Origin of the sequence: Dankookia rubra, assembly GCF_004355005.1 — a bacterium.
Lineage (GTDB): Bacteria > Pseudomonadota > Alphaproteobacteria > Acetobacterales > Acetobacteraceae > Paracraurococcus > Paracraurococcus ruber_A.
The window spans coordinates 1-21,620 of the sequence record NZ_SMSJ01000068.1; the positions used below are offsets into that span (position 1 = coordinate 1).

General features: G+C 72.0%; 21 protein-coding genes. 10 read left to right on the forward strand and 11 right to left on the reverse strand.

Annotation, left to right across the window (positions count from 1 at the left end):
• A partial coding sequence (locus E2C06_RS27520; RefSeq protein WP_277751880.1) for a thiamine pyrophosphate-binding protein occupies window positions 1-548 on the reverse strand: 548 nt, incomplete at its 3' end.
• Window positions 549-792: 244 nt separating this feature from the next.
• Between E2C06_RS27520 and E2C06_RS27525 the strand changes: the two genes are divergently transcribed.
• Window positions 793-2,268: a circularly permuted type 2 ATP-grasp protein gene (locus E2C06_RS27525; RefSeq protein ID WP_456305192.1), complete on the forward strand. Its 1,476-nt coding sequence runs from the start codon at window positions 793-795 to the stop codon at window positions 2,266-2,268.
• The gene (locus E2C06_RS27530; protein WP_133291794.1) at window positions 2,268-3,206 is read left to right on the forward strand and encodes an alpha-E domain-containing protein; all 939 of its coding nucleotides are present in this window, start codon (window positions 2,268-2,270) and stop codon (window positions 3,204-3,206) included. Before E2C06_RS27525 ends, E2C06_RS27530 begins: the two co-directional genes overlap by 1 nt.
• A gap of 72 nt (window positions 3,207-3,278) precedes the next feature.
• On the opposite strand, the gene nhaA is transcribed toward E2C06_RS27530, so the two are convergent.
• Entirely contained in the window at window positions 3,279-4,484 is a 1,206-nt protein-coding gene (gene nhaA, locus E2C06_RS27535; RefSeq protein WP_133291795.1) for a Na+/H+ antiporter NhaA, read from the reverse strand.
• A 156-nt stretch (window positions 4,485-4,640) separates the two neighbouring features.
• On the opposite strand from nhaA, the gene E2C06_RS27540 reads away from it, so the two are divergent.
• Window positions 4,641-5,375 (forward strand): peptidase, encoded by a 735-nt coding sequence (locus E2C06_RS27540; RefSeq protein WP_133291796.1) that lies wholly within the window; start codon window positions 4,641-4,643, stop codon window positions 5,373-5,375.
• A 67-nt stretch (window positions 5,376-5,442) separates the two neighbouring features.
• Window positions 5,443-6,222, forward strand: a complete 780-nt coding sequence (locus E2C06_RS27545) for a fumarylacetoacetate hydrolase family protein (RefSeq protein ID WP_133291797.1) — start codon at window positions 5,443-5,445, stop codon at window positions 6,220-6,222.
• A gap of 43 nt (window positions 6,223-6,265) precedes the next feature.
• On the opposite strand, the gene E2C06_RS27550 is transcribed toward E2C06_RS27545, so the two are convergent.
• Window positions 6,266-7,819: a peroxidase family protein gene (locus E2C06_RS27550; protein ID WP_133291798.1), complete on the reverse strand. Its 1,554-nt coding sequence runs from the start codon at window positions 7,817-7,819 to the stop codon at window positions 6,266-6,268.
• Window positions 7,820-8,305: 486 nt separating this feature from the next.
• On the opposite strand from E2C06_RS27550, the gene E2C06_RS27555 reads away from it, so the two are divergent.
• The 5 genes from E2C06_RS27555 to E2C06_RS27575 all read left to right on the forward strand — a co-directional run bounded on the left by E2C06_RS27555 (window position 8,306) and on the right by E2C06_RS27575 (window position 14,008).
• Window positions 8,306-9,280: a tripartite tricarboxylate transporter substrate binding protein gene (locus E2C06_RS27555; protein ID WP_133291799.1), complete on the forward strand. Its 975-nt coding sequence runs from the start codon at window positions 8,306-8,308 to the stop codon at window positions 9,278-9,280.
• Window positions 9,281-9,338: 58 nt separating this feature from the next.
• Window positions 9,339-9,863, forward strand: a complete 525-nt coding sequence (locus E2C06_RS27560; protein WP_133291800.1) for a (2Fe-2S)-binding protein — start codon at window positions 9,339-9,341, stop codon at window positions 9,861-9,863.
• Window positions 9,860-12,064, forward strand: coding sequence for a xanthine dehydrogenase family protein molybdopterin-binding subunit (locus E2C06_RS27565; protein WP_206664710.1), 2,205 nt, complete (start codon window positions 9,860-9,862; stop codon window positions 12,062-12,064). The genes E2C06_RS27560 and E2C06_RS27565 overlap by 4 nt, the downstream gene beginning before the upstream one ends.
• Before the next feature lie 55 nt (window positions 12,065-12,119).
• Complete coding sequence (locus tag E2C06_RS27570; protein WP_133291801.1) at window positions 12,120-13,112, forward strand: type 2 periplasmic-binding domain-containing protein; 993 nt, start codon at window positions 12,120-12,122, stop codon at window positions 13,110-13,112.
• Between the two features lie 80 nt (window positions 13,113-13,192).
• Window positions 13,193-14,008, forward strand: a complete 816-nt coding sequence (locus tag E2C06_RS27575) for a class I SAM-dependent methyltransferase (protein ID WP_133291802.1) — start codon at window positions 13,193-13,195, stop codon at window positions 14,006-14,008.
• Between the two features lie 16 nt (window positions 14,009-14,024).
• Here the strand turns inward: E2C06_RS27575 and E2C06_RS27580 are convergent, their stop codons facing one another.
• From E2C06_RS27580 to queG, 5 genes are all read right to left on the reverse strand, one after another.
• A complete protein-coding gene (locus E2C06_RS27580; protein WP_206664711.1) occupies window positions 14,025-14,828 on the reverse strand; it encodes a C1 family peptidase in 804 nt (267 codons plus the stop codon).
• An 85-nt stretch (window positions 14,829-14,913) separates the two neighbouring features.
• Window positions 14,914-15,039 carry a hypothetical protein gene (locus E2C06_RS40440; protein WP_277751881.1) on the reverse strand — a complete coding sequence of 42 codons (126 nt, stop codon included), beginning with the start codon at window positions 15,037-15,039 and terminating at the stop codon, window positions 14,914-14,916.
• A gap of 36 nt (window positions 15,040-15,075) precedes the next feature.
• The gene (locus E2C06_RS27585; protein WP_133291803.1) at window positions 15,076-15,639 is read right to left on the reverse strand and encodes a VUT family protein; all 564 of its coding nucleotides are present in this window, start codon (window positions 15,637-15,639) and stop codon (window positions 15,076-15,078) included.
• Entirely contained in the window at window positions 15,632-16,327 is a 696-nt protein-coding gene (gene queC / locus E2C06_RS27590) for a 7-cyano-7-deazaguanine synthase QueC (RefSeq protein WP_133291818.1), read from the reverse strand. The genes E2C06_RS27585 and queC overlap by 8 nt, the downstream gene beginning before the upstream one ends.
• A complete protein-coding gene (gene queG, locus E2C06_RS27595; protein ID WP_133291804.1) occupies window positions 16,327-17,397 on the reverse strand; it encodes a tRNA epoxyqueuosine(34) reductase QueG in 1,071 nt (356 codons plus the stop codon). The genes queC and queG overlap by 1 nt, the downstream gene beginning before the upstream one ends.
• Before the next feature lie 163 nt (window positions 17,398-17,560).
• Between queG and E2C06_RS27600 the strand changes: the two genes are divergently transcribed.
• Window positions 17,561-18,592 carry a Bug family tripartite tricarboxylate transporter substrate binding protein gene (locus tag E2C06_RS27600; protein WP_133291805.1) on the forward strand — a complete coding sequence of 344 codons (1,032 nt, stop codon included), beginning with the start codon at window positions 17,561-17,563 and terminating at the stop codon, window positions 18,590-18,592.
• 137 nt (window positions 18,593-18,729) lie between these two features.
• On the opposite strand, the gene queF is transcribed toward E2C06_RS27600, so the two are convergent.
• From queF to queA, 3 genes are read right to left on the reverse strand one after another with little or no spacing between them, the layout of a single operon-like run.
• Complete coding sequence (queF, locus tag E2C06_RS27605) at window positions 18,730-19,200, reverse strand: preQ(1) synthase (RefSeq protein WP_133291806.1); 471 nt, start codon at window positions 19,198-19,200, stop codon at window positions 18,730-18,732.
• Window positions 19,197-20,366, reverse strand: coding sequence for a tRNA guanosine(34) transglycosylase Tgt (gene tgt, locus E2C06_RS27610; protein WP_133291807.1), 1,170 nt, complete (start codon window positions 20,364-20,366; stop codon window positions 19,197-19,199). Before tgt ends, queF begins: the two co-directional genes overlap by 4 nt.
• Window positions 20,363-21,475 carry a tRNA preQ1(34) S-adenosylmethionine ribosyltransferase-isomerase QueA gene (gene queA / locus E2C06_RS27615; RefSeq protein ID WP_165982703.1) on the reverse strand — a complete coding sequence of 371 codons (1,113 nt, stop codon included), beginning with the start codon at window positions 21,473-21,475 and terminating at the stop codon, window positions 20,363-20,365. Before queA ends, tgt begins: the two co-directional genes overlap by 4 nt.
• Between the last annotated feature and the right edge of the window lie 145 nt (window positions 21,476-21,620).

Here is a 21,620-nt window from a genome sequence, read left to right on the forward strand (position 1 = left end):
AGGGCGGTCGCGGGCAGGGGCGCCGCCGGCGCCCGCGCGGTGCCGGCCGACAGTTCCAGCAGCACCGGGCCGCGCGGCGCGGCGAGCGATGCCTCGAGCAGCGTCGCCGCCATGGCGCCCGGCGCGCCGCCCGGCTCCACCGCCCGGGCTGCCGCCTTGGTCACCGGCGCCAGCATGCCGGCATGGTCGAAGAACTGGTGGTTGGCATAGGCCCGCTCGGCCCCGGTGAAGCCATCCGCCAGCAGCAGCAGCGGCGCACGGTCGAGCGAGGCCTGGGCCATGCCGTTGGCCGCATTGCCGACCCCGGGACCGCGGGTGACCACCACCGCGCCGGGACGGTGGGACAGCTCGGCCTCGGTCGCCGCCATGATGACAGCGGCGGTTTCCTGCCGCGCCAGCACGAAGGGGATGCCGCGCGCCGCCGCGGCCTCGATCAGGTCGAGGCTGGAGCCGCCGCCGGGCACGCCATAGAGCCGCGGCACGCCGGCCGCCTGCAGCGCCGCGGCGACTGCCCCGGCACCCGTGATGGTATCGTCCTGTTGCGGCATGGCCTCGCCGTCTCCTCCCGCGCTTGCGCCCTGGCAGCATAGGGCGGTCGCCGCCGCTGCCCAGCCCGAGGCCCCGGTCGGGATCCGCTGCCTTCCATTTGCCGCATGACGGCGCTCCGCTGGTCAGGTAATGGGCAGCGACTTGCCCTTCGCCTCAATTCATTGCTCATGCCTCCTTGCAGGCGGGGCGTGCTCCGTGCTGGGTTCGGCCTACACGGACCAAGCAACAGGGGACCGCAGCCGAGTGTCGCCAGCCAAGACCGCCGCATTCGATGAGATGCGCGCCGAGGACGGGGTCCGCGCCGCCTATGCCGAGATCGAGCGCTGGCTGCGCGCGACGCCGCGCGAGCAGCTCGACCGCAAGCGCCACGAGGCGGAGCTGCTGTTCCGCCGCATCGGCATCACATTCGCCGTCTACGGCGAAGGCGGCGATCCGGAGCGGCTGATCCCCTTCGACATCATCCCACGCATCATCGCCCGCAGCGAATGGGACCGGCTCTCGGTCGGCCTGCGCCAGCGGGTGCGGGCGTTGAACGCCTTCCTGGCCGATGTCTACGGCAAGCAGGAGATCCTGAAGGCCGGCAAGATCCCCAGCGCCCTGGTGCTGGAGAACGAGGGCTACCGGCAGGAAATGGTCGGTTTCGTGCCGCCTGGTGGCGTCTACACGCATATCTCCGGCATCGACATGGTGCGCACCGGGCCGAACGAGTTCTACGTGCTGGAAGACAATTGCCGCACGCCGTCGGGCGTCTCCTACATGCTGGAGAACCGGGAAGCGATGCTGCGGCTCTTCCCGAAGCTCTGCGCCCGGCACAAGATCGCGCCCGTCGGCCGCTACCCCGAGGAGCTGCTGGAGACGCTGAAGGCGGTCGCCCCCGCCCGTGCCGGCGCGCATCCGGCGGTCGCGATCCTTACCCCCGGCCCCTACAACAGCGCCTATTACGAGCACTGCTTCCTGGCCGACGAGATGGGCGTCGAGGTGGTGGAAGGCGCCGACCTCTGCGTCACGGACAAGGTGGTCTACATGCGCACCACCGCCGGACCGAAGCGGGTCGACGTGATCTACCGGCGGATCGACGATGAGTTCCTCGATCCCGAGGCCTTCCGGCCCGACAGCCTGGTCGGCGTGCCCGGGCTGATGGAGGCCTATCGCGCGGGCAACGTGGCGCTGGCCAATGCGCCGGGCGGCGGCATCGCCGACGACAAGGCGATCTACCCCTATGTGCCGGAGATGGTGCGCTTCTACCTGGGCGAGGAGCCGCTGCTGGCCAATGTTCCCACCTTCCTCTGCGAACGCGACGAGGACCGCAAGTACGTCCTGTCCAACATCGACAAGCTGGTGGTGAAGCTGGCCAAGGGCTCCGGCGGCTACGGCATGCTGATCGGCCCGCACGCGACGAAGGCGGAATGCGAGGAGTTCCACGCCCGCATCCTCGCGCGGCCCGGCGACTACATCGCCCAGCCGACGCTCGCGCTCTCGACCTGCCCGACGGTGGTCGAGCAGGGCATCGCACCGCGGCATGTCGACCTGAGGCCCTTCGTGCTCTCGGGCAAGGAGATCCGGATCGTCCCGGGCGGGCTGACGCGCGTGGCGCTGAAGGACGGCTCGCTGGTGGTGAACTCCTCGCAGGGCGGCGGCACCAAGGATACCTGGATCCTCGAGGACGAGGGTCCCGACAGCGGGCAGGTCCAGTCGCAGTCGCAGACGGCCGGCGCCTGATGCTCAGCCGTACCGCCGACAACCTCTTCTGGCTCGCCCGCTACACCGAGCGCGCCGGCAACGTGGCGCGCGGGCTTGCCGTCGCCTCCCGCATGGCGGCGATCTCCGCCCGGCTGGGCGACGAGGTGGCGGAGTGGCGGTCGCTGCTCACCGCTTCCGGCGGCGATGCAGGCTTCTACCGTAAATACGAGACGCCGAACGCCGAATCGGTGGTGCACTGGCTGGTCTTCGACCCTGACAATTCCTCCGGCATCCTGTCCTGCTTCGAGGCGGCGCGGCGCAATGCCCGCGCGGTGCGCACCGCGCTGACCGTCGACATGTGGCAGGCGCTGAACGACAGCTGGAACCACCTGCGGAACCTGGCGCCCGAGGCGACCGAGGGCGAGCAGTTGCCGAACTTCCTCGGCTGGGTGCAGGACCGCGTCACGCTGTTCAATGGCGCGGCGCACGACACGATGCTGCGCAACGAGCCATGGCGCTTCGTGCATCTCGGCACGATGCTGGAGCGTGCCGACAACACCGCCCGGCTGCTCGACGTGAAGCACGAGCTCTTCGCCCCGGGCGAGGAGGGCGCGGTGGACTACGTTCAGTGGCAGGCGGTGCTGCGCTCAGTTTCCGCGCTGCGCTCCTACCAGTGGGTCTACCGCGAGCGACTGAGCGCCCGCCGCATCGCCGAGCTCATGATCCTGCGGCCGGAGCTGCCGCGCAGCCTGGCCGCCTGCCATGCCGAGGTGGCGGATACGCTGGAGGCGATCGGCATCGGCCAGGGCGGCCGGATGGGCGAATGCCACCGCCAGGCCGGGCTGCTGAAGGCGCAGCTGCGCTATGGCCGGATCGACGATATCCTTGAGGAAGGCCTGCACGAATTCCTGACGGGGATGATCACCCGCACCGCCGAGCTCGGCGCCGAGATCGACGCCTTCTACATCAAACCCTGAGCCCTCGGCACGGGAAGTGGGAGGAGGCACGGGAAGGGGAGGATGGGCCGGGGAGACGACCTTCTCCCCGGCCTACCGGCGCCGCGGCGCCGGCACCTCGCGCGGCGCCACGCGCAGCACGCCCCAGCCGGCGAGCCCCGCGGCGAGCGAGCCGAGCAGGATCCCGACCTTCACCTCGTCCTGCAGCAGCGGGTCGCCGGCGAAGGCCAGCATCCCGATGAAGAGGCTCATGGTGAAGCCGATCCCGCAGAGCAGGGAGACGCCCACCATCTGCAGCCAGCCCGCGCCCATCGGCAGGTCGGCGAGGCCGAGCCGGATCACCAGCGCCGCACTGCCGAAGACGCCGATCAGCTTGCCGGCCACGAGGCCGAGCGCGACGCCGAGCGTCAAGTGGTCGACCAGGGCTTCGCTGGTCAGCCCGGCGAAGGACAGGCCGGCATTGGCCAAGCCGAAGACCGGCACGATGAGGAAGGCGACACAGCGGTGCAGCCCGTGTTCCAGCCGGTGCAGCGGCGAGGCGTCCATGGCATCCGGCCGGCCCGGCGCCGCCTGCAGCGGGATGGTCAGCGCCAGCGCCACGCCGGCGATCGTCGCATGCACGCCCGAGCGCAGCACGAGCACCCAGAGCACCGCCCCCAGCAGGAGGTAGGGCCAAAGCCGCAGCACGCCCGCTCGGTTCAGCCCAACCAGGGCGGCGACGACCACCGCGGCGAGGCCAAGGTCCAGCACCGACAGGCTGCCGGTATAGAAGACGGCGATGATCAGCACGGCGCCGAGGTCGTCGATGATCGCCAGCGCCGCGAGGAAGACCTTGAGCGAGCTCGGCACCCGGTCACCCAGCAGCGACAGCACGCCGAGGGCGAAGGCGATGTCGGTGGCGGACGGAATGGCCCAGCCGCGCAGGGTGCCGGGGTCGTTCCAGTTGAAGGCGGCATAGATCAGGGCCGGCACCGCCATGCCGCCCGCCGCGGCGATGCCGGGCAGGGCGCGGCGCGGCCAGCTGGCGAGCTGGCCATCCAGGAATTCGCGCTTGATCTCGAGCCCGACGAACAGGAAGAAGATCGCCATCAGCCCGTCGTTGATCCAGTGCTGGACCGAAAGCGGGCCGAGATGGGCGTGCAGCGCGCCGAAATAGGCTTCCGAGAGCGGCGAGTTGGCCAGCACCAAGGCTAGCGCGGCCGCGGCCATCAGGACCAGGCCTCCGGCGGCCTCGTTGTCCAGCATGTCGCGCAGCATGGAGAAGGGGCGGCGCGCGCCTGACAGGCTGCCGTCGAGCATTCCGGTGGAACTCCATGGGTCTGCCGCCGAACGCGCCGGCGCGCGGTCGGATGCAGGCCCATCGGCCACGGATCGCGAGCCGGGTGAAATGAGACATCCGGGAGGAACCCTGCTGCGAAATGCCTTATATCGCCGTCATGGAAGCGGGAGCGCGGCATGACCTATTGCGTCGGACTCTACCTGCGGGAGGGGATCGTCCTGCTCTCCGACACCCGAACGAATGCGGGCGTCGACAACATCTCGGTCTTTTCCAAGATGCAGGTCGAGGAAGTGCCGTGCGAACGGGTGCTGGCCATGCTCTCGGCCGGCAACCTGGCGATCACCCAGGCGGTCTGGAACCGGTTGCAGGAGGGCGTCCGCTTCGACGGGGCGCGGCACACGCTGCGGACCGTGGGCAACATGTTCCACGCGGCGCAGCTGGTTGGCCAGGCGGTGCGGGATGTCTTCCAGGCGGATGGCGCGGCGCTGCAGGCGCAGGACGTCCGCTTCGACATCTCGCTGATGCTGGGCGGCCAGATCGCCGGGGAGGCGCCGCGGCTGTTCCTGGTCTATGCCGCGGGCAACTTCATCGAGGCGACGGCGGACACGCCCTTCCTGCAGATCGGCGAGCACAAGTACGGCAAGCCGATCCTGGATCGGGTGGTCAGCTTCGACACGCCGGTCGTCGACGGGGTGAAGCTGGTGATGATCAGCATGGACAGCACGCTGCGGTCCAACCTGACGGTCGGCATGCCGGTGGACCTGCTGGTCTACCGGACCGACAGCTTCGCGGTGACGCTGCGGAAGCGCATCACCGAGGACGACGCCTATTTCCGCCTGATCCGGGAGGGCTGGAGCGCCGCCCTGCGCCATGCCTACCTCGAGATGCCGCGGCCCGACTGGGTGCCCTGAGGGCGCTTGCCTGGCGGCCAGGGTCGGGCATGATCCCGCCCCCCGGAAACGCCCAGGACCAAGCACTATGCCCATCACCCGCCGCGGCCTCAGCCGCACTGCCGCTGCCGGTGGGGCGACCCTCGCCGCCGCGCCGGCGCTGGCCGCCAATGCCACCCCGATCTTCGCCGTGCCCGCCACCACCATCCCGATCGTCGGGACGGAGCAGGTCTTTCCGGTGCGGCGGATCTACTGCATCGGCCGCAACTACGCGGCACATGCGCGGGAGATGGGCTCCGACCCGACCCGCGAGCCGCCCTTCTTCTTCCAGAAGCCGACCGATGCGATCCAGTTCGTGCCGCCCGGCAGCGTCGCCGCGCACCCCTATCCGGCGCTGACCAAGAACTACCACTACGAGGTCGAGCTGGTCGCCGCGCTGAAGTCCGGCGGGCGGGACATCCCGGCGGACAAGGCGCTCGACCACGTCTACGGCTATGCGGTCGGGCTCGACATGACGCGGCGCGACCTGCAGCGCGGCATGGGCGACCAGAAGAAGCCCTGGGAAATCGGCAAGAGCTTCGACCATTCGGCGCCGATCGGGCCGATCCATCCGGTGGAGAAGGTCGGCCATTTCACCAAAGGTGCCATCTCGCTGGCGGTGAACGGCACGGTGAAGCAGGACGCGACGCTCGAGCACATGATCTGGTCGGTGTCCGAGCAGATCGCCCAGCTCTCGGCGGCCTTCGAGCTGATGCCGGGCGACATCATCTATTCCGGCACGCCGGAGAATGTCGGGCCGGTGGTAAGGGGCGACGTGCTGGTCTGCAAAATCGCCGGGCTGCCGGACATGTCGGTGCGGATCGTCTGAGCCGGGCGGGGGGGGGGGGCGCGGCGCGCCCCCCCCCCGGACGTCACGCCAGGACGGCATCGGGCGGGATCAGGAGCTGCGGCAGGTCCGGCTCCATCGCCTCCGTTCCCTCGGCATGCCGCTCGTAGTAGGTGAAGACGTCGTCCTGCAGGTAATGCGTGTCGGTGTTGCGCAGGATGAGGTCGCTGAGCGTGGTGTGGCGGATCGCCTCCTCGGTCGCGGCATCGAAGCCCTGGTTCTCCCACCAGAGCCGGTCGCCGTCGCGCAGCCGGGCGAACTGGTCGGCGATGATGACACCGAAGGTCTCGCCGACGAAGGCGCCCGGCATGACGGATTCCGCGAGGCCGCCGGTCCAGAGATCGACCTGGTCGACCGAACCGTAGACGTCCCGCAGCGCCGCCACCGTGCCGGCGTCGTCGGTGATCTCGCCGAAGTCGTGGTAGGGCGTCAGGTGCAGCGCTTCCCGCATCTCGTTCAGGTGCGGCAGGCCGAGGTCGCGGCCGCGCTGGATGTTGATGGCGGCGAGGTCGATGCCGACCGGCGGGTCAAACAGGAAATTGCGCAGGTCCGGCACCAGCCGCGCGTCCATCGCCTGGGCCAGGTCGGCCGAGAGGTGCCGCAGCATCCCGTCCGCCCCGCCATCGGCGGCGAAGAGGTCGGGCGACTGGAAGAACGCGTCGCGCAGCTCGGAGGTGCCGCCCGGCTCGCCGAACTCGTCCAGCTTCTCGGTCTCCGGCGAGACGGTGGAATGGCCGAAGCGGTAGGCGGCGCCGGCGAATTCCACGGCCATGCGCGGATCGGCCGAGGCGTCGTAGCCCTGCCACGGGCCCGGGGCGAGGTCGCCCAGGAGATGCGGCAGGAACTCGCTATAGGTGACGTTGGCGATCTCGGCGGTCACGATGGCCCGCGCCATCTGGTACAGCGTCTCGCCGTCAAGGCAGGGATCGGCCGCGTGCAGCCGGTCCACCTGGTAGTTGTGTTCCCGCACAAACAGCGTCTGCAGCCCCGTCAGCGAGGGGTTCTCGTCCGCCCGCTCGTCGCCCGCGAGGTGGCCGATCTGCGCGGTGCTGAAGCCGTTCTCCCCGGTGGGGTCGATCAGCCCGACCGGCAGGTTGTTGCCGTCCGAGGTCAGCATGTGGCCACCCTCGCCGCGCAGCTTGTCCGCCACCTCGGCGCTGGAGCCATAGACCATCGAGGCATCGAGCCAGCCGCTGAGCGCGTTGATCGGCTGGCCGTACTCATCCGCGGCGGCGCGGTTCATCGGGATGAAGCCGCCGCCGGGGAAGGTCGGATCGTCCTGCGGGATGGTGATGAAGATCGGCTCGGCGGTGCGGCTGTCGGCGGTGAGGTTGATGTCGTGGTCGATGAACTGGCCCCAGGCATACATCATGCCCGAGAGGCCCTGCGGGTTGGGGATATCTGCGTCGCCCTCGCCGACCACGACGTTGCTGATCACGCGCGGGTTCGGCCCCGCTACCAGGCCACGATCGGCATCGGCGAAGACCGGATCGGCAAGGCGGATGAAGGCGGTGTCGATGGCATTGGTCGACGGCTCGGCCAGGTTGTTGCCTGAGCCGTCGAGGCTGCGGAATTCCATGCTGCACGTTCCTGAACGAGGGGCTCGGAGGGCAGGCCGGCCTCCCGCACAGGGACGCCTGACGCTGGACGCGTCGGCCCGGTCCAGCCACCGATACAGTCGACCGATTGCGCGTCAATAATCCGGACATCTCGCTCTGATGACGCATGGCGCGGAAATCTGGACGGCTGGACAACCCTTGCACGGATCGTCGGCGCGCGGCTGCCGCATGGCTCCTGCAATGTGGAAGCAACGAGTTGCCCGGGAAGGCCGCGCATGCTCCGTACGGTTCCGTGATGTACTTCGAAGCGCTAATAGTCAGTCGCATTTGCAAGTAGCGGCGGGTGCCTTTCCTGGCCTGCGGCAGGGCGGGCGCGCGGCACTGCACCAGGCGGTCCCCGAGCCGGCCAATCCCAGCGGATGACCTGAACGTGTACTCGCTCTGCGCCTCCTGCGTGCAGACGAACGTCCGACTTTCTGCTTTGCAACGAAAAGGAATTGCCGCCCATGCGCCGCCGGGACAGCCTCGCCCTTCCCATCCTGCTCGCGCTGCCGGGCCCGGGCCATGCCCAGGCGCCTGGGCCGGTCCCCTGGCCGAGCCGGCCGATCCGGGTCATCGTTCCCTTCGGCCTGGGCGGCTCGGCCGATGTCGCGGCGCGGGCCCTCGCGGAGCCGCTGTCCCAGGCGCTCGGCCAGCCGGTGGTGATCGAGAACCGCCCCGGCGCCGGCGCCGTCATCGGCACCGAGGCGGCGGCGAAATCCGCCCCCGACGGCCATACCCTGCTGCTGATGTCGAATACCCACACGGCAAACGAGACGCTGCTGCCGCAGCGTCCCTATGTGCTGATGCGCGACCTGATGCCGGTCGCCGCCATCAACATCGCAGTGCACGTGCTGGCGGTGCATCCCTCCCTCGGCGTGAGCAGCGTGGCCGGGCTGATCGCCAAGGCCAAGACCGCGCCGGGGAAGATCGACTACGCCTCCTCCGGCCCCGGCACGCCCTACCACATCGCCGGCGAGGTCTTCCGCGCCATGGCGGGGATCGAGATCAACCACATCCCCTTCCGCGGCTCGAACGAGGCGCGCACCGCGCTGATCGGCGGCCAGGTGCCGATGATGTTCGACGCCATTCCGACGATGCGGGAGCAGATCACCGGCGGCCGCGTCCTCGGCCTGGCGACCACCGGGCAGCAGCGCAGCCCGCTGCTGCCGGAGCTTCCCGTGGTGGCGGACACGCTGCCGGGCTACGAGGCCTCGATCTGGCTCGGCCTGATGGCGCCGCGCGGCACGCCGGCGATGGTGGTGGAGCGGCTGCATGCCGAGTGCGGCCGCATCCTCGAGGCACCGCGGACACGGGAGGCGATGGCGCGCACCGGCGCCTATCCCATGCCGATGTCGATCGCCGAGTTCGACGCCTTCCTGCGGCGCGACATCGACCGGCAGGGCGAGTGGATCCGCATGGCCGGCATTCAGCCGGGCTAGCCGAGGCTTGGCGGTGCCGGCTGGCGGGGCCAAGCTGGGCGCCGCAGACGGAGGACGCATGGTCCAGTTCAGCCTGAACGGCGCGCCGGTCGCGCTCGACGTGCCGCCCGAGGCATCGCTGCTGCAGGCGCTGCGCGGCCCTGCCGGGTTGTCCGGCCCGCGCTTCGGCTGCGGCACGGAACGATGCGGGTCCTGCATGGTGCTGCTGGACGGCGTGCCCTCCTGTGCCTGCACCCTGGCGGCCGAGTCCTGCGCCGGGCGCGCGGTGGTGACGGTGGAAGGCCTCGGCACGCGGGAGGCTCCGCATCCGCTGCAGGCCGCCTTCCTCGCGGAGCAGGCGGGGCAATGCGGCTATTGCCTTTCCGGCATCCTGGTCTCCGCCGCGGCGCTGCTGGCGCGCGACCCGGCGCCGGCGGAGGAGGCCATCCGCGCCGCGCTGGACCCGCACCTATGCCGCTGCGGCAGCCACAACCGGATCATCCGCGCGGTGCAGCGCGCGGCACGGGCGATGCCAGCGCCCTCCGATAGCCACGGGCCGGCGGCGACGGGCACCGGGGACGTGAACCGGATGGCCGGGTCATGAGCGGCCCGTCCGCCGCCCCGGCGCCGCAGCTGGCCGATCCGCTGACCGGCCGCACCACGCCGCCGAGCGGCTTCGGCGCCGCCATGCCGCCGGTCGATGGCAAGCCGCGGCTGCCGGGCAGCCTGCACCTCAACCGGCGCCTGTCGCAGTGGCTCTCCTTCCATGCCGATGGCCGCGTCACCATCACGCCCGGCAAGGTCGAGCTCGGCCAGGGCATCCTGACGACGCTGAGCCAGATCGCCGCGGACGAGCTCGACGTCGATCTCCGCCGCGTCACCGCCCGCGCCGCGTCGACGCCCGACAGCCCGGACGAGGCGGTGACCAGCGGCAGCCTCTCCACCCAGGACAGCGGCGGCGCGTTGCGCCATGCCTGCGCGGCGGCGCGGGCGATCTTCACGGAGGTCGTGGCGCAGCGCACCGGCGTACCCCTCGCATCCATCACCATCGAGGACGGCCTCTTCCACGGCCCGGCCGGGCCGATCGGCAGCTATTGGGAGCTCGCCGACCAGGCGCTGCTGGAGTGCGAGGCGACGCCGGACGCCAGGCCGAAGCCGCCCGGCGCGCGCCGCATCGCCGGCACCTCCGTCGCCCGCATCGACCTGCCGGACAAGGTCTTCGGTGCCGCACGCTACGTGCACGACCTGCGGCTGCCGGGGATGCTGCAGGCGCGCATGGTGCGGCCGCCGGCGCGGCGTGCGGTGCTGACGGCGCTGCGCGACGGCCCGCTGCCGGGCGATGCGCGGGTGGTGCGCGACGGCAGCGTCCTCGCGGTGCTGGCGACGACCGAATGGGACGCCGAGGCCGCTGCCGCGCGCGTCGCAGCCCGGGCCGCGTGGGAGGCGCAGGACACGCTGCCCGAGCAGGCACTGTTGGCGGACTGGCTGCGCGCGGCGGCGGCGCGCGGAGAGCGCAGCGACATCCTCCGCGAGGGCGAGGCCGGCGCCGTCGCCCGTACCCTGCGCCGCAGCTTCTTCCGCCCTTATCTCGCGCATGCCTCCGTCGCGCCCTCCTGCGCCGTCGCGCGCTGGGAGGGCGACACGGTCACCGTCTGGACCCATAGCCAGGGCACCTACAACCTGCGCGCCGACCTCGCCAAGGCGCTGCGCTGCCCGCCGGAGAAGGTCGTCGTCCGCCATATGGAGGGCGCCGGCTGCTACGGCCACAACGGCGCCGACGACGTGGCGCTGGACGCCGCGCTCGCTGCCCGCGCGGTGCCGGGCATACCGGTCCGGATGCTCTGGTCGCGCGCGGAGGAGCTGGGCTGGTCGCCCTTCTCCCCGGCCATGCTGGTGGATGTGGAGGCCGATCTGGACGCCGCCGGCAACGTCGCGGCGTGGCGGAGCCATATCATCAGCAACGGCCATTCCTCCCGCCCCGGCCGCGCGACGGAGCCGACGCTGCTCTCGGCCTCGATGCTGGCGGAGCCCTTCGCGGTGAAGCCGAGCATCAATCCGCCGATGGCGGCCGGCGGCGGCGCGCCGCGCAACGGCGTGCCGCTCTACCGCTTTCCGGCGAGGCAGGTGGAGACCACGCGGCTGCTGGAGATGCCGGTGCGCACCTCGGCGTTGCGCGGCCTCGGCGCCAGCATCAATGTATGGTCGATCGAAAGCCTGATGGACGAGGCCGCGGCGCTGGCCGGCACCGATCCGCTGGAATACCGGCTGCGCCACCTGGACGACCCGCGCGCCGTCGCCGTGCTGGCCCGCGTCGCTGCCGTGTCCAACTGGCGCGAGCGGCCGAAGCGGGAGGGCTGGGGCATGGGCCTCGGCTTCGCCCGCTACAAGAACAGCGGCGCCTGGGCCGCGGTGGTGGCCGAGGTCGAGGCGCGCGAGCGCGTCCTCTGCCGCCGGCTCTGGATCGCCGGCGACGTGGGCGAGGTGGTGAACCCCGATGGCGTCGCCAACCAGTTCGAGGGCGGCGCCATCCATGGCGCCAGCGTCGCGCTGCTGGAGGAGGTCCGCTTCGACCGCCGCCGCGTCACCAGCGATTCCTGGGAGGAATTCCCGATCCTCCGCTTTTCCGAGGTGCCGAAGGTCGCGGTCGACATCATTGCCCGGCCCGACCAGCCCTTTCTCGGCGCCGGGGAGGCCAGCATGGCGCCGACCATCGCGGCCATCGCCGGCGGCATCCATGAGGCGCTCGGCGTCAGGCCGCGCGCTCTGCCCTTCACGCCGGACAACCTTGCCGAGGCGACAGCCTGATGACCGGCCGAGCGACGTCTACGGCGATTCGCGCCGCCAAGGACCGGACGGATCCATGATCAGGCTCACCCTCGCCTGCACCGCCAGCGACCGCACCCGGCCGCTGCTGGACGGCCGCGTCACCGTGCCAGGCTGCGACATCACCTTCCTGCCCGGCGAGCCGGAGGACATCTTCCGCCGGGCATTGCGGGACCGTGCCTTCGAGGTCAGCGAGCTATCCATGGGCTCGCACATCGTCACCACCGCGCGGGGCGACAGCCCCTATGTCGGCCTGCCCGTCTTTCTTTCCCGCGCCTTCCGCCATTCCGCCATCTATGTCCGCACCGACCGCGGCATCCGCACGGCCGCCGACCTCGCCGGCCGCACCATCGGCCTGCCGGAATACCAGCAGACCGCGGCGCTCTGGGTGCGCGGCATCCTGCGCGAGCACTATGGAGTCGACACGCGCGGCATCGCCTGGCGCACCGGCGGGGAGCGGGTGGCGATCACCCTGCCGCCGGGCTTCGACGTGCGCCCGCTCGGCCGCGACCTGGAAGCGGCGCTGGAAGCCGGCGAGATCGACGCGCTGATCGCGCCGCGCCCGCCCGCCTGCCTCGGCGTCGCGCCGGGAGGCGCGCCATCCGGCGTCGCGCCGGGAGGCGCGGCGCTGGTCGCCCGGCTTTATTCCGACTACCGGGCGGAGGAGATGGCATGGCACCGGGCCAGCGGCTTCTTCCCAATCATGCATTGCCTGGCGGTGCGGAAGGATGTCGCCGAGCGGCATCCCTGGCTGCCGCTCGAGTTGCACCGCGCCGCCTGCCGCGCCAAGGCGCTGTCGCTCGCCGAGCTTCAGATGGTCAACGTGCTGCGCGTCTCGCTGCCCTGGATCGCCGCGGCCCATGAGGAGCAGGCGGCGGCGATGGGCGGCGATCCCTGGCCCTATGGCTTCGCCCGCAACCGGGCGGAGGTCGCGGCCATGATCCGCTTCGCCCTGGCCGATGGCCTCGCCGCCGAGGCAATCGAGCCCGAGGCGCTGTTCCACCCCAGCACGCTGGCCGAGCCGGGCTGAGCGGCGGCGCCGCCGTCCGGCTGGACCCGAAGGCGGCGGCCGGCGCAGGATCGGCGGCGGCAGCCCGGGAGGTCGAACCCATGACCCAGAACGACGCGGTCTTCGCCGGATCGATCCCGCAGCTCTACGACCGGCATCTCGGTCCCGCCCTCTTCGCGCCCTATGCCGCCGACCTCGCGGTCCGGCTTGCCGGCTTCGGCGGGGGACGGCTGCTGGAGACGGCCGCCGGCACCGGCATCGTCACCGCGGCGCTCGCCGCCGCCCTGCCCGACGCCGCGATCGTCGCCACCGACCTGAACCAGCCGATGCTGGACCATGCGGCGGCCAAGCCGGGGCTGGACCGGGTGGAATTCCGCCAGGCCGATGCGATGGCCTTGCCCTTCCCGGACCGCAGCTTCGATGCCGTCGTCTGCCAGTTCGGCGTCATGTTCATGCCCGACCGTCCCGCCGCCTACCGCGAGGCGGCCCGGGTGCTGCGCGGCGGCGGGCGCTTCCTGTTCAATGTCTGGTCGCCGGTGCCGGAGAACCCGGTCGTCGCCGTGCTGCTGCGCGCCCTCTCGGCGCTGCATCCGCGCCAGGAGTCCTGGTTCCTGGAGCGCACGCCGCACGGCCATGGCGACCCGGCCGCCATCGCCGCCGATCTCGCCGCGGCCGGGCTCACCGCCGAGGCGATCGGGACCCGCGTGCTGCCGAGCCCCGTCGCCAGCGCCGCGGGGTTGGCCATGGGCTTCTGCCAGGGCACGCCGATGCGTGCCGAGATCGAGGCGCTGGAGCCCGGCGGCCTGGACCGCGCCACCGCCGCTGCCGCCGCGGCGATCGCGGCGGAGTACGGCCCCGGCCCCTTCGAGGCGCCGATGAGTGCCCGGGTGGTCGAGGTGACCCTGCGCCGCCGCTGACCGGCGTGGCGCCGGTTCAGACGCTCAGGACGTAGGCTTCCTTGAAGAAGGCGGCGCGGATGTAGTCTTCCGAGGCATAGGCGAAGCCGTGGTGGCCCCAGCGCCGGCCCCAGCTGTTGCGGATAATGAAGCGGCCGTCGCGGCGATAGCCGACGACGCAGACCGCATGGCCGCCCCCCGGGCCCTGCCAGCCCTCCAGCCTGCCGTGGGCCGGCACCTCGTCCCAGCTGCTGTCGGCATTCAGGCCGGTGAGGATCGGGCGCCCGGCAGCGAGCGCCTTCCGCCAGTGGTCCAGGTCCTGCCGGGCGTTGAAGTAGCTGGCGGCCTTCCGCGTCGCCACGCTCTCGAAGAACTTGTCGGGGTCGCCGACGACCATCGCGGTGCGGATGGCGAAGGGCAATTCGCTGTGCAGCGCCACGCCGAATTTGCGGCAGATATCGGCCGCCGTCTTCAGGCTGGTGCCGGCCGCCTCGATGAAGGTCTCCGGCCGCCGGCGATCCGAGTCGAACTCCTTCGCCGCCATCCAGATGAAACGCGGCGAAAGCAGGGTGGTCGGCTCGATCCGCCCGGCCTTAACCAGCAGGTAGCGCATGACGCCGTCGGCAGTGGCCCAGCCGATGCAGGAGCCGGTGGCGCCCTGGTTGCCCACCTTCCACCAGGGCGCGCGCAGGTCGACCGCATCGGGCAGGGCGTGGTGCCTGACCGCGCCGGCGCGGAGCGCGTCGTGCAGCGTCCAGTCGCGCGCGGTGTCCTTCGACGGGATCAGGTTGCGGATGCGGTGCGGCGCGGCCGCCATGTCCTGCTGCAGGGCCTTGGCCATTCCTCGTCGCTTCCTGCACTGCCAGACGGGAGCGGGAGCGGAACGCTAGGAAGGCGGCATCGCCGCTGTCAATCCGCCGCGCCGCTCAGGCGCCGCTGTTGCTGCTGCGGGTGCCGCCGCCGACGTTGTAGGCGGGCGGGCCGCTGGCCGGCTGCAGCGCGCCGCAGGCGGCGAGGGCGAGCATTACCAGCAGGAGGAGCCATCGTGTCACGCCGGTTGCAGCGTGCCGCTGGCGCTGCCGTCGCGATCAGGCCGGTGTGAGGCCGAGCCGTGCGTCCCGCCGCCGCAGCCAGTGCAGCAGCGGCAGGCTGAGCACCACCATCCACAGCTTCCCGATCACCTGGCCGGCCAGGAAGTCGAGGCTGCCGAAGGCGAGCTGCAGGAAGACGAGGCTGTCCACCACCAGCCCGGCCAGGCTGCTGACGACCACGGCCCGGACCAGCCCGCGCCGTTGCAGCGGCGTGTAGACCAGCAGGTCGGCCATCTCGCTCAGCAGGAAGGCCGTGGCCGAGGCGAGCACCAGCGCCGGCGGCGCCAGCAGGGCCGAGAGCGCCGCGCCGGCCAGGATTGCCGTCGCCGACCACCACAACCCGAGCCGCCGCTGCACCAGGTCGCGCAGGACGAGCGCCAGCCCGACCATCAGCACGCCGGAGGGCGCCATGACGCCGGGCGCCACGGGGATCAGGCAGGGGCCGGCGGGGATGCACATCGTGCCGGCATGGCCGATCAGCCAATTGGCGGCGGGGATGCAGAGGCCGAAGAGGGCGAGGAAGAGGAAGCCCTCGCCGCGGCGGGTATTGGTGTCAGCCATGCCATTGCTCCCAGCCGCGGCGGCGCAGCTCGCAGGCGGGGCAGGCGCCGCAGCCGAAGCCCCAGGGGTAAAGGCGACTGCGGTCGCCGAGATAGCAGCTGTGCGTCTCCGCGCGGATCGCCTCGACCAGCGCGGCGCCGCCGAGCCGCTCGGCCAGCGCCCAGGTCGCCGCCTTGTCGCGCCACATCAGCGGCGTGTGCAGCACGAAGCGCCGCTCCATGCCGAGGTTGATGGCGACCTGCAACGCCTTCAGCGTGTCGTCGCGGCAATCGGGATAGCCGGAATAATCGGTCTCGCAGACGCCGGCGACGATGTGCCGGAGGCCGCGCCGATACGCCAATGCAGCCGCAAAGGTCAGGAAGAGCAGGTTGCGGCCGGGGACGAAGGTATTGGGCAGCCCGTCCGCCTGCATGGCGATCCCGGTGTCCCGCGTCAGCGCGGTGTCGGACACGGCGCGGAGCGCGTCGAGCGCCAGCACATGATCCTCGGCGAGCTTCGCCGCCCAGTGCGGGTTTTCCGCCGCCAGCCGCGTGCGGAAGGTGCCCCGCACATCGAGTTCGACCCGGTGGCGCTGGCCGTAGTCGAAACCGATGGTCTCGACATGGGCGAAGCGGTCGAGCGCCCAGGCAAGGCAGGTGGCGGAATCCTGGCCGCCGCTGAACAGCACCAGGGCTGCGTCGTCGCGCATCATGCCTCCTCCAGCCGCAGGGCCGCCCAGCGCGCCGCCTCGGCCACCACGGGGTCGGGATCCTCGGTCAGGGCCTGTGCCACGGGGCGGAGCGCGGGGTCGGCCGAATTGCCCGCCGCAATCATCACGTTGCGCACGAAGCGGTCGCGGCCGATGCGCTTGACCGGGCTGCCGCTGAACAGCGCGCGGAAGCCGGCATCGTCCAGCGCGGCGAGCTCCGCCAGCTTCGGCGCGGCGAGGGCGGCGCGCGGCGCGAAGCCGGGCTCGCTATGCGCCCGGGCGAACTTGTTCCACGGGCAAACCGCCAGGCAGTCGTCGCAGCCATAGATGCGGTTGCCCATCGGGGCCCGGAATTCCTCCGGGATAGGGCCGCGGTGCTCGATGGTGAGGTAGGAGATGCAGCGCCGCGCATCCAGCCGGTAGGGGGCGGGGAAGGCGTTCGTCGGGCAGGCCGCGAGGCAGTTGCGGCAGGAGCCGCAATGGTCGCGCTCCGGCGGATCGGGCGACAGGGCGAGGGTGGTGTAGACCTCGCCGAGGAAGAGCCAGGACCCGTGCCGGCGGCTGACCAGGTTGCTGTGCTTGCCCTGCCAGCCGAGCCCGGCCTGCTGCGCCAGCGGCTTCTCGGCGACGGGGGCGGTGTCGACGAAGACCTTCAGCTCCGCCCCGAAGCGCTGCGCCATCCAGCGTCCCAGCGCCTTCAGGCGGGACTTCACCACGTCATGGTAGTCGCGCCCCTGGGCATAGACGCTGATGGCGCCGCGGTCGCGCCGCGCCAGGATCGCCAGCGGGTCCTCGCCCGGCGCGTAGCTCAGGCCGAGCGAGACGACGCTGACGGCCTCCGGCCAGAGGCCGCGCGGCTGGGCGCGCTGCGCCGCGCGCTCGGCCAGCCAGCCCATGCTGCCGTGCATGCCCGCGGCCAGGAAGCCGTCGAGCCGGGCGCGCACGGCGTCGGGCAGCAGCGCCTCGGTGAAGCCGACCGCGTCGAAGCCGAGCCGCCGCGCCTCGGCTCGGATCGCCGCGCGCGCGGTCTCGCCCGGCGGGAAGGCGGCTGGGGTAGGGGTTTCCGGCATGACGCGCCTTCCTAGGCCGGATCGGCCCCGGCCGCCTATGCCCCCGTTACATACCACCGCTGTCCCGCCGGGCGGCGCCCCGGCCGCTGGCCTCGGCCGCTTCGCAACGTATACAAATCAGGCCGAGCGGCCGAAGCGCCGCCCCCCAGGGAGAAACCACCGCATGATCCGTCGCATCCACGGTCCGCCCGTCCCGCGCCGCGCCGCCTTCGGTCTGGCGGGGGCCGCGCTCGCCGTCCCCGGCCTTGCCCCGGCCGCGGCCCGCGCCCAGGCGGCGCGCGCCCCCGGCACCTGGCCGGAGCGGGCGGTGAACCTGATCGTCGGCTTCCCGCCCGGGGGCCAGACCGACCTTGCCGCCCGCGTGCTGCAGCAGCCCCTCACGGTCGCGCTCGGCCAGCCCGTGCCGATCGAGAACCGCGCCGGGGCCGGCGGCAACATCGCCACCGAGCAGGTGCTGCGCGCCCGGCCGGACGGCTATGCGCTCTGCGTCGGCAATGCCGGCACCTTCGTGCTGAACCCGCACACCATGCCGGGGATGAGCTTCGACCCGCTGGACCTGGTGCCGATCGGGCTGATGCTGCAATCGCCGCTGCTGCTGATGGTCCATAGCGGCATCCCCGTGCGCACCTTCCCGGAATGGGTCGCCTGGATGCGCAGCCGGCAGCCCGGCGGGATCGATGTCGGCACCACCAGCGCCGGCGGCATCGCCCACGCCACGGCGGAGAAGCTGCGGGTCCGCGTCGGCGGCAACCCGGTCTTCAACATGATCCACTACCGCGGCAGCGGGCCCGCCCTGCAGGACTTCATCGGCGGCCGCTACCAGACGCAGTTCGAGGCGCCTTCGCTGGTGCATGGCTTCGTGCAGGAAGGCCGGCTGCGGCCGATCTTCGTCACCTCGCCCAACCGCCTGCCGGCCTTCCCGGACGTGCCGACGGCGGAGGAGGCTGGGCTGCCCGGCTTCCATGTCGCGGCCTGGGTAGGGCTGTTCGGCCCGCGCGGGCTGCCGGCCGACGTCGTCCGGCGCGCCAGCGCGGCGCTGAACGAGGCCTGCCGCGACCCGAATGCCCGCCAGCGCCTGTCCGAGCGGGGCGACGAGATCGGCGGCGGCACAACGGAAGAGTTCGCGGCACGTGTCCGGCGGGAGCATGCGGAATGGGGCGGCATCGTGCGCGAGGCGGGCATCCGGGCGGAGTAGAGCAGTTCGCGGAAGGGCGTGCGCGCCCGGACGCGTGACTCCGCCCTGCCGGCAAGGGCCTATCGACCAGGGGCCGCCGCGACACAGGGTTCGCTTTCGAACGCAAGCCGCAGCAGCGGCGCTGGCGCGGGCGGGTGTCAGCCCCGCCCGCGATAGGGCTGCACCCCCTGGTCGGGGACCCAGACCCCCGCGGGCGCCTGGCCGGTCTGGTAGAAGACGTCGATCGGGATGCCGCCGCGCGGGTACCAATAGCCGCCGATCCGCAGCCAGTGCGGCGACAGCGTCTCCACCAGGCGTCGGGCGATCGAGACGGTGCAGGCCTCGTGGAAGGCGCCGTGGTTGCGGAAGGCGCCGAGGTAGAGCTTCAGCGACTTGCTCTCGACCAGCCAGTCCTGCGGTATGTAGTCGATCACCAGATGCGCAAAGTCCGGCTGTCCGGTCATCGGGCAGAGCGAGGTGAATTCCGGCGCGGCGAAGCGCACGAGGTACTGCACCCCGGGATGCGGGTTCGGCACGCGCTCGAGCACCGCCGCCTCGGGCGAGGCCGGCGCCTGGGCATGGTGGCCGAGCAGGGTCAGGCCGGAGATATCCGTGGTGGCTTCGGTCATCGCAGCGTCTCCCGGTCCTCGGCCAGCTCCGCCGCGGCCGGGTCGTCGGGCGGCGCGTCGCCGGCGGCCCAGCCGGCCTCGAGCGCGGCCGCATGGGCGTCGAGCCGCCCGGCGGATATGGCGTCGCGCAGGCCGCGCGTCAGGTCCTGGTAGTACTGGACGTTGTGCCAGGTCAGCAGCATCGGGCCGAGCATCTCCTCCGCCTTGATCAGGTGGTGGAGGTAGGCGCGGGAATGCCTCGCGCAGGCGGGGCAGCCGCAAGCCGGGTCGATGGGCCGCGGGTCCTCGGCGTGCCTGGCGTTGCGCAGGTTCAGCATGCCGCGGCTGGTATAGGCGCGGCCGGTGCGACCCGAGCGCGTCGGGATGACGCAGTCGAACATGTCGATCCCCCGCCTGACCGCGCCGAGGATGTCGGCCGGCGTGCCGACCCCCATCAGGTAGCGCGGCGCATCCTGCGGCATCAGCGGCAGGGTGCAGTCCAGCACGCCGAACATCATCTCCTGGCCCTCGCCGACCGCGAGGCCGCCGACCGCATAGCCCTCGAAGCCGATTTCGGTGAGTGCGGCGACGCTCTCGGCGCGGAGGTCCGGATAGGTGCTGCCCTGGACGATCCCGAACAGCCCGTAGCCCTCGCGCGGGACGAAGGCCTCGCGGCAGCGCCTCGCCCAGCGCATCGACAGCCGCATCGAGGTCGCGGCCTGGTCCTCGGTTGCCGGGAAGGGCGTGCATTCGTCGAGGCACATGGTGACGTCCGCGTCCAGCAGCCGCTGGATCTCGACGCTGCGCTCCGGCGTCAGGCGATGCTTGCTGCCGTCGAGATGGCTGCGGAAGGTGACGCCGCCCTCGTCCATCTGCCGCAGCTCGTTCAGGCTCATCACCTGGTAGCCGCCGCTGTCGGTCAGGATCGGCCCGTGCCAGTCCATCAACTTGTGCAGCCCGCCGAGCCGGCCGACCCGCTCGGCGCCGGGGCGCAGCATCAGGTGGTAGGTATTGCCCAGCACCATGCGGGCGCCGGTCGCGCGCACGCTGTCGGCGGTCATCGCCTTCACCGTGCCGGCGGTGCCGACCGGCATGAAGACCGGCGTCTCCACCTCGCCATGCGCGGTGTGCAGCACGCCGCGGCGGGCGGCGCCATCCTGCGCCAGCTTCGTCCAGTGCAGGGTCATGCGGCTTGTCCCTTGCCTTCGCCGACCCGAGGGTCCGCGAGGGCTTCCTCGGCACGATGCAGCAGGCTGCCGTCGCCATAGCTGTAGAAGCGGTAGCCCTGCGCGATCGCATGCTGATAGGCCGCGCGCATCCGCGCGGTGCCGGCGAAGGCGGAGACCAGCATGAAGAGCGTCGACTTCGGCAGGTGGAAATTGGTCAGCAGCAGGTCGGCCGCGCGGAAGCGGTGGCCGGGCAGCAGGAAGATGTCGGTCAGGCCGCGGAAGGGCCGCACCGGCCGCAGGTCGTCACCTCCGCCGAGCGCCGCCGTCTCCAGCAGCCGCAGCGCGGTGGTGCCGATCGCCACGATCCGCCCGCCGGCCGGCCGCGCCGCATTGATCAGCGCCGCGGCGTCCTCCGTCACCTCGCCCCATTCGGCGTGCAGCCGGTGGGCGCGGGGGTCCTCGGCGCGCATCGGCAGAAAGGTGCCGGCGCCGACATGCAGCGTCACCGTGGCGCGTCGCACGCCGCGCGCCTCGAGCGCCGCGACCAGGTCCGGGGTGAAGTGCAGGCTGGCGGTCGGCGCCGCCACCGCGCCGGGCCGGGCGGCAAACAGGGTCTGGTAGTCCTCCCGGTCCTCCGGGCGCGGACCCTCGGGCCGGGCGATGTAGGGGGGCAGGGGGATCTCGCCGGCCCGGTCCAGCGCTGCCGCCAGCGCCGCCGGGTCGGGGCCGAAATCGAGCCTTGCGGTGCCGCCGTCGCGGGCCAATACGCGGCAGGGCAGGCCGGGGGCGCCCTCGATGACGATGCTGTCGCCCGGGCGCAGCCGGCGGGCGTTGCGGACCAGCGCTTCCCAGCTGCCGTCGGGGTCGGCGCGGTTCAGCATGATCTCGATCGCGGCCTCGCCGCGCCGGCCGCGCAGCCGTGCCGGGATCACCCGCGTGTCGTTCACCACCATGACGTCGCCGGGGCCGAGCAGCCCGGGCAGGTCGCGCATCCCCTGGTCCCGAAGCCCGGCAGGGTCGACCACCAGCAGCCGGGCGGCGTCGCGCGGCCGCGCCGGGGCCTGCGCCACCAGCCGCGCCGGCAGGGCGAAGTCGAAATCCTCGGTCCTGAGGGCGGGCGGCCCCAGGGGAGATGATCGGGCAGGGGTGTCGGGCACCGGCGGGCGGTAGCGCGGCAGGGGGGGTGAAGGCAACACGAAGCCGCGCCCGGTCCAGGCCGGGCCCGGTTCCGGCTTGGCCCGCTATAGGCGTTGGAATACAACGATCGCGTCG